Source organism: Streptomyces sp. NPDC088194, assembly GCF_040702025.1.
GTDB lineage: Bacteria > Actinomycetota > Actinomycetes > Streptomycetales > Streptomycetaceae > Actinacidiphila.
Genome location: NZ_JBFBIV010000097.1, coordinates 23,295 through 30,202, shown reverse-complemented (window position 1 = coordinate 30,202; position 6,908 = coordinate 23,295). Strand labels below are relative to the sequence as shown.

Below are 6,908 nucleotides of genomic sequence, written 5' to 3'. Positions count from 1 at the left end.
GGGGACTTCGGGCGCGTAGCGGTGGCGGGGGACCGTACGGAACGCGGCCTCCACCAGCGGCGTACGCACGCACCCGTCGGCGACGATCGAGTCGACGAGCGCGTCGCGCAGCCGGACGGCGGCCGAGGGTTCTCCCGGTACGGGGACGGCCGCGACGGCGTGCGGGTAGCGGTGGGGCGGGTGGGCCGGGTCCAGGCTGGGCAGGACGCCGGGCAGGATGCCGGGCCAGACCGTGTCGAGCGCGTGGACGGCCGGCGCGGAGATCGGCCCGATGCCGGACAGGGTGTGCGGCTCGTGCCACTCCCATTCCCCTCGCGTGGAGTCGTAGGGTTCGAGGCGCGCGAGCGTTCCGGACCAGGTGGTAACGCGGACCACCGCGGTCAGCCGGGGCACTCCGTGGATGTCGTCGGCCACCATCGCCAGCAGGTGGGCGTGCGCGGGGTCGGCCCGCAGGCCGGTCCCCTCGGCCAGTTCGCGGACGGCCGCTTCCTCGAACGACTCCGATCCACGGTTCTTCCCCCCGGCCGGCGCCCAGATGCCGCGCGGCGAACGGCCGAGCAGAATCCGTCCACTTGAGTCGGTGACGACCGCGTACGCCGCGGTCAGCGCCTGCGGGGAGGACGGGCCGTCCGGTTCGCCGCCCACCGCCAGGTCCCGATCTCCCGTTCCGGGAGCGGGAATTCGCTCGGACAGCACCGCCTGCTCGGCACCTTCAAGATGCTGGCGGCCCCGTTCGCGTGCGCGGTGGCCGTCCCGATCGTCCTGCGTGCCGTGTCCCATGATCTGCCTAACTGGGCCACAGGGCACGGGGTTTCGGCCGCGGGAGGAGTGCCGGGTGGTGCCGCGCGCGTCGCGTTGCGGGTGGGAAGCGGTGGCCGTGGCCCTCCTACCCGGCGCCCGGGAAGAGTTCGAAACTTTCGAAGCAAGTCATCGCCGATCGGCCGAACATCTCGCTTTTCACGGAAAGGAGTTGGAGAAATCTGGCGCATCAACCTTCTGGACTGCGGAGTTGGAGGGGAGAAGATACTCCAGCTCTCCCGAATCATTCGTCGTCAGTGCCGAAAGTGTTGACAGCGCTTGAGGGTTGGCCAACACTGGCGCCGTCGGCGGACCCCACCCGCCGGCTCGGGTCACCTCCCCACCCCGGCTCTCCGGTCGCCGAGCGCACGGCGGTCGTCGCGGTCGGGTCGCCGCGCGGCACACCACCGCGCGGCCGTCACACCGCTCGTCCACCACCGGTGACCCGCGCAGCGTCCCCTCGCGCTGCCTTCCCCCCACCCCTGATCAGGAGGAAGCGCCCCCATGAACCTTGCCCCGGCCCGATCGACGCGTCCCATGAGCACCAGACCCCACCTGAACACCGGACCGCACCCGACGACGCGCGCCCTGGTCACCGTACTGGCGGCCCTCACGCTTTCCGTGGCGAGCGCCTTCGCCCTCGGCGTCGGCGCGGCCCCGTCGAACGCCGCCACCTGCAACGGCTACGTCGGGCTGACCTTCGACGACGGGCCGTCCAACGACCACACCCCCGCCATCCTCAACGCCCTCAAGCAGAACGGGCTGCGGGCCACGATGTTCAACGAGGGCCAGTACGCCGCCGCGTATCCGGCCCAGGTCCAGGCCGAGATCAACGCCGGAATGTGGGTGGGCAACCACAGCTACACCCACCCGCACCTGATCCAGGAGAGCCAGTCGCAGATCGACTCGGAACTCTCCCGCACCCAGCAGGCGATCGCCGCCGGGGGCGGCGGCACCCCGAAACTGTTCCGGCCGCCCTACGGCGAGACCAACGCCACCCTGAAGTCGGTCGAGGCCAAGTACGGCCTGACCGAGATCATCTGGGACGTCGACTCGCAGGACTGGAACGGCGCGAGCACCGACGCCATCGTGCAGGCCAACTCCCAACTCACCAACGGCCAGGTCATCCTGATGCACGAGTGGCCGGCCAACACGCTGGCCGCCATCCCGCGGATCGCGCAGATGCTGGCGGGCAAGGGCCTGTGCGCCGGCATGATCTCCCCGCAGACCGGCCGCGCCGTCGCCCCCGACAGCGGGAGCGGCGGCACAGGCGGTACGACAGGCGGTACGACCGGCGGTACGACCGGCGGTACGGGCGGGGGCAGTTGCACCGCGACGCTTTCCGCCGGCGAGCAGTGGTCCGACCGGTACAACCTCAATGTGGCGGTCAGCGGGTCCAGCAGCTGGACCGTCACCATGAACGTCCCCTCCCCCGAGAAGATCATCGCGACCTGGAACGTCAACGCGACCTGGCCCAGCAGCCAGGTGCTCACCGCCACTCCCAACGGCAGCGGCAACAACTGGGGCGTGACGATCCAGACCAACGGCACCTGGACCTGGCCCACCGTTTCCTGCCAAGCGTCCTGAGCCCTCCACCGTCACGCGTGGAGAAGGGCGCCCAGGACGACGGCAGGATCGACGTCCGGAGGTTCGGCAGGCAGCAGCGGCGTTCGCGGCCCGGGCGGCGAACGCCGCCGCGGCGAGGTCGCCGGTACGGGGCCGCGGCACGGCCGTACGCGAACCCGCCGCCGGGACGGAGGCTGCGGATTACGCGGCGGCGAATCCGGAGGCGGCAACGGCGGCGAATCCGGCAGCAGCGGCCTCGGCGGCGGCGCGGCGCGGACCAGGTTGCGGCGGGCGAGTTCGCCGGTCGACTCGTCCTCGCCGCGTCAACGCACCGCGGCAACGCACCCCGTCAGCGCAGCGCGTCCGCGATCGCCTCGGTCAGCGGCACGGTCGGGCGCCCGAGCAGGCGCCGCAGGTCGCCGGAGTCGGTGAACAACTCGCCGCGGCTCATGGCGAGATCGGCGTCCACGAGGACGTCCGCCAGCTCGCCGGGCACGCCGGCGGCGGTCAGTGCCTGGGCGAAGGCGTCGGCCGGGAGGTCGGTGTACGTGATCGGCCGCCCGGTCGCCGCCGCGATCGCCTCGGCGAGCTCCGCCAGGGTGAACGCCTCGTCGCCGCCCAGCTCGTACACCTCGCCGGCTTGGCCCTCGGCGGTCAGCACGACCGCGGCGGCGGCAGCGTAGTCGGCGCGGGTCGCGGCACTGATCCGGCCCTGGCCGGCCGCACCGACGACAGCTGACTCGCTTAGTACCAGGGGGAGTTGAGCGGTGTAGTTCTCCAGGTACCAGCCGTTGCGCAGCATCACGCTCGGGGCGCGCTCGCGCAGGTACTCCTCGGTGGCCTGGTGGGTGGCGGACAGCACGGTGGTGGAGGTGTCGGCGCGCAGCATGCTGGTGTACGCGACCAGGGTCACGCCCGCCGCCACCGCGGCGTCGATGGCGCGGCGGTGGTTGGCGACCCGCTCGTCCACGGTCGTGGTCGAGATCAGCAGCAGCTTGTCCGCGCCCGCGAAGGCCGCGGTGAGGCTGTCCGGCTCGGCGAAGTCGGCCCGGCGCGCCACGACGCCGCGGTCGGCGAGGTCCCTGATCCTGGCGACGTCCCGGCTGGTCGCGATGATGTCCGACGCCGGCACCCCGCGCGCCAGCAGTGCTTCGACGGTGAGCCGGCCCAGCTGTCCGGCGGCTCCGGTGACGACGATCGACATGGTGAAGTCCTTTCCTGCCGCGGGCCTCCCGCGGCACGAAACCCAGCGTGACCTGGTCACTCTCCTTTGGTAAGGAGCCACTTTCGGGTAAGGTGGCCACCCGGAGGAAAGGATCGAGGTGAGCGGTGTGACGACCGCCGAGGATGTGAGCGAGCCCATACGGTCCTGGGACCCGTACACGCGCGGCTGCCCTTCGCGTGACGTGCTCGACCAGATCGGCAGCAAGTGGGCGGTGCTCGTGCTGGGCGAACTCGGCAGGCACGGTGCGTGCCGGTTCACCGAGCTGCGGCAGCGGCTCGCGGGAGTGAGCGAGAAGATGCTCACCCAGACGCTGCGCACGCTGGAGCGCGACGGACTGGTCCTGCGGACCGTGTATCCGGAGGTGCCGCCGCGGGTGGAATACGCGTTGACGCCGCTCGGCGAGACGCTGCGGGCTCCCCTGAAGGCACTCACCGAGTGGTCGGTGCGGTACATCGAGGACGTCCTCGCCGCCCGTGAGGAGTACGACGGCCGCGCGAAGCACTAGCCCGGAGCCAGCCGGACCCAGCCGGACCCAGCCGGAGCCACCCGGGCGAGGCGCGGCCGAGCGCCGCGAGCACGGCGGTGACCGGGTCAGGGGAAGAGCGGGGAACCCAGCGGGCGGCGGGAGTCGAAGCCGGGGAGGATCAGGAAGGTCGCGCTCGCGGTCGTGGTGGTGAAGCCCAGCAGCGCGTCGGAGTCGTCCATGTGGGTCAGGGTGCTGGTGAAGGTCCGGATGTCGTTCTGGAAGCTGATGAAGAGCAGCCCGGCCGCGGGTGAGTCGGTGCTGTAGGAGCGGCGGAGCATGAGGCCGGCGCCCACGGCGTTGGCGTTGGCGCGGCGTACGTGGGCGTCGGCCGGGATGAGGTAGCGCCCGTCGGGGGTCTTGGCGCCGAGGGACGGGTCCGAGGTGATGGTGCCGCCGGACAGCGGGTCGCCGGTGGCCCGGCGCCGGCCGAAGACCGCTTCCTGCTCGGCGACGGACAGCGCGGCGAACCGCGGCAGGTCGAGTTCCATCCGCCGCACCACGGCGATGGTGCCGCCCGCGACCGGGGCCGGTCCGGCCAGCCACAGGTGGCGGTCCTGCGCGGCGGTCGTGTGCGGGCCCACGATGCCGTCGATGAAGCCGAGCAGGTTGCGCGGCGCGGTGAGGGCCTTGTCCACCGCGATGTTCGGGCCGCGGTGGGCGGACTGGCGCCAGCGTTCGCGGAGGCGGTCGCCGGCCTGGTCCAGGAGCGCGGTGGCGACGACCGGTGGTACGAGGGCGTCGCTCGCGCAGACCTGTATCAGCAGGTCACCGCCGCGTGCCTGGGCGGCGATCCGCTCGCGGGAGAACCGGGGGAGGTCGGTGGTGCCGGGCAGCGACCGGCCGGCCATCCGGACCAGCCGGGGGCCCACCCCGATCGTCACGGTGAGATCGCCGGGCGGCAGGCCGAGCAGCCGGGCGTCGGACCCGTCGGCGAGCGCCCTTACGGTCGTGCCGAGTTCGGCCAGCAGCGGGCCGGCCTCCGCCGAGGCGGTCAGGTCGGCCACCACGGCGAGCAGGTTGCTCTGGGCCGGCTGCGGGAGGGTGATGCCCGCCTGGTGCGCGCCCGTCGGCGGGACCGGCGCGGGCGAGGCCGCCGCGGCGGGGCCGGGCGCGCCCGAGGAGGCCGAACCCGGCCCGCCGGAGAGCGACTTGGAAGAGCCCGACGTGGCAGAGTCCGACGTGGAGGAGTCCGACGTGGAGGAGTCGGACGCGGAGGAGTCCGCGGTGCACCCCGCGGCGAGACCGAAGGCCACCATGGCACCGGTCGCGTCCAGGAACCTGCGACGTGACGGGTGGTGATCGGGCGTGCGCATGATGTGCAGCGTGCCATACCCGCATCCCCGTACACCGCTCAACTCCCCAATTCCCGCGCGGATTTCACCGCCGTGCCAGACTGTGCCCATGCCTCGATCAGCACTTCGCGTGACGGCTGCGTTACTGGTCGCGCTGGCGCTCCTGGCCGGCTGCAGCAGCGGCGGTGGCGGCCATGGCGACGACGGAGCGGCCAAGGGGCGGCGGCCCAGCGGCACGCACGTGACGATCCGCGTGCCCGCCGACGCCCCGACCATCTCGGCCGCGGTGTCCCTGGCCCGGCCGGGCGACCTGGTGCTGGTCGCCGCGGGCGTCTACCACGAGTCGGTACGGATCGGCACCGCTCACGTCACGCTGCGCGGCGAGTCCCGGCAGAAGGTCGTCATCGACGGGCGGTTGCGGCAGCCCAACGGCGTGGTCGTCGCCGCGCCCGGGGTGGCCGTGGAGAACCTCACCGTGGAGAACAACACCCAGAACGGGGTGCTGGTCACCGGTTCCGCGGCGGCGGTCGCCGGGCTGCCCGGGCAGAGCGGCGGCTACGACACCGGCGACGAGCCCGTCCACTTCCTGAAGTCGTTCCTGGTCTCCTACGTGACCGCGACCCGCAACGGGCTCTACGGCATCTACGCGTTCTCCGCGCAGAACGGGGTGATCGAGCACTCCTACGCCTCGGGCGGAGCCGACTCCGGGATCTACGTCGGGCAGTGCAAGCCGTGCGGGATCGTCGTACGGGACAACGTCGCCGAACTCAACGCGGTCGGCTACGAAGGCACCAACGCCAGCGGCGACATGTACGTGGTGGGCAACCGCCTCGCCGGCAACCGCGTCGGCCTGACCACCGACTCCGACCACCAGGAGAAGCTGCTCCCGCAGCGCGGCGCCGTGATCGCCGGCAACCTGATCGCGGACAACCAGCAGCCGCGTACGCCCGAACAGGCCGACGGGGGCTGGGGAATCGGCGTCGGGGTGGACGGCGGCAGCGGCAACCGGTTCGTGCACAACCGGATCACCGGCAACGCCGACGCCGGGTTCGTGATCACCGCGACCGCCGACCTGCCGCCGGACGGCAACCAGATCACGGAGAACACGTTCAGCGCCAACGGCGTGGACGTCGGCTGGACGTTCCCCAACGCCACGCAGGGGAAGGGCAACTGCCTGCGGGGCAACGTCCTCCACACCACCGCGCCCGCGCGGATCGCGGCGACCGCGTCCTGTCCGGTGCGGGCCGACTCGGCTACGCCGTCGGGCAGTTGGACCAGGCCGCAGGCACCGTCCGGCATCCCGTTCACCGACGTGGCCGCGCCCGGCCCGCAACCGCAGTTCCCGAACGCCACCACCACCGGGGCCACCCTCGTGCCGGCCGTTCCCGCGCTGCCGGACACCGCGCACGTCCCGCTGCCGTCGCCCTCGCTGCTCGCCACCGGCGCCCGGGTGCGGACCTCGTGAACGGGCCTACGGAGCAGCGCACTTGACGTCGGCCGC

6 protein-coding genes are annotated in these 6,908 nt (G+C 72.5%); 3 read left to right on the top strand and 3 right to left on the bottom strand.

Annotated elements, in window-relative coordinates:
* On the bottom strand, window positions 1-696 hold a 696-nt coding region (locus AB0399_RS34155), incomplete at its 3' end, for an NUDIX hydrolase (RefSeq protein WP_366413924.1).
* A 639-nt stretch (window positions 697-1,335) separates the two neighbouring features.
* On the opposite strand from AB0399_RS34155, the gene AB0399_RS34150 reads away from it, so the two are divergent.
* Window positions 1,336-2,385 carry a polysaccharide deacetylase family protein gene (locus AB0399_RS34150; RefSeq protein WP_366413923.1) on the top strand — a complete coding sequence of 350 codons (1,050 nt, stop codon included), beginning with the start codon at window positions 1,336-1,338 and terminating at the stop codon, window positions 2,383-2,385.
* A gap of 328 nt (window positions 2,386-2,713) precedes the next feature.
* On the opposite strand, the gene AB0399_RS34145 is transcribed toward AB0399_RS34150, so the two are convergent.
* Window positions 2,714-3,568, bottom strand: a complete 855-nt coding sequence (locus AB0399_RS34145) for an NmrA family NAD(P)-binding protein (protein WP_366413922.1) — start codon at window positions 3,566-3,568, stop codon at window positions 2,714-2,716.
* A gap of 127 nt (window positions 3,569-3,695) precedes the next feature.
* Here AB0399_RS34145 and AB0399_RS34140 point away from each other — a divergent pair, with 127 nt between their 5' ends.
* Window positions 3,696-4,094, top strand: a complete 399-nt coding sequence (locus AB0399_RS34140; protein WP_329374186.1) for a helix-turn-helix domain-containing protein — start codon at window positions 3,696-3,698, stop codon at window positions 4,092-4,094.
* Window positions 4,095-4,180: 86 nt separating this feature from the next.
* Here the strand turns inward: AB0399_RS34140 and AB0399_RS34135 are convergent, their stop codons facing one another.
* Window positions 4,181-5,428: a Dyp-type peroxidase gene (locus AB0399_RS34135; RefSeq protein ID WP_366413921.1), complete on the bottom strand. Its 1,248-nt coding sequence runs from the start codon at window positions 5,426-5,428 to the stop codon at window positions 4,181-4,183.
* An 88-nt stretch (window positions 5,429-5,516) separates the two neighbouring features.
* On the opposite strand from AB0399_RS34135, the gene AB0399_RS34130 reads away from it, so the two are divergent.
* Window positions 5,517-6,872: a right-handed parallel beta-helix repeat-containing protein gene (locus AB0399_RS34130; protein WP_366413920.1), complete on the top strand. Its 1,356-nt coding sequence runs from the start codon at window positions 5,517-5,519 to the stop codon at window positions 6,870-6,872.
* Window positions 6,873-6,908: the final 36 nt, after the last annotated feature.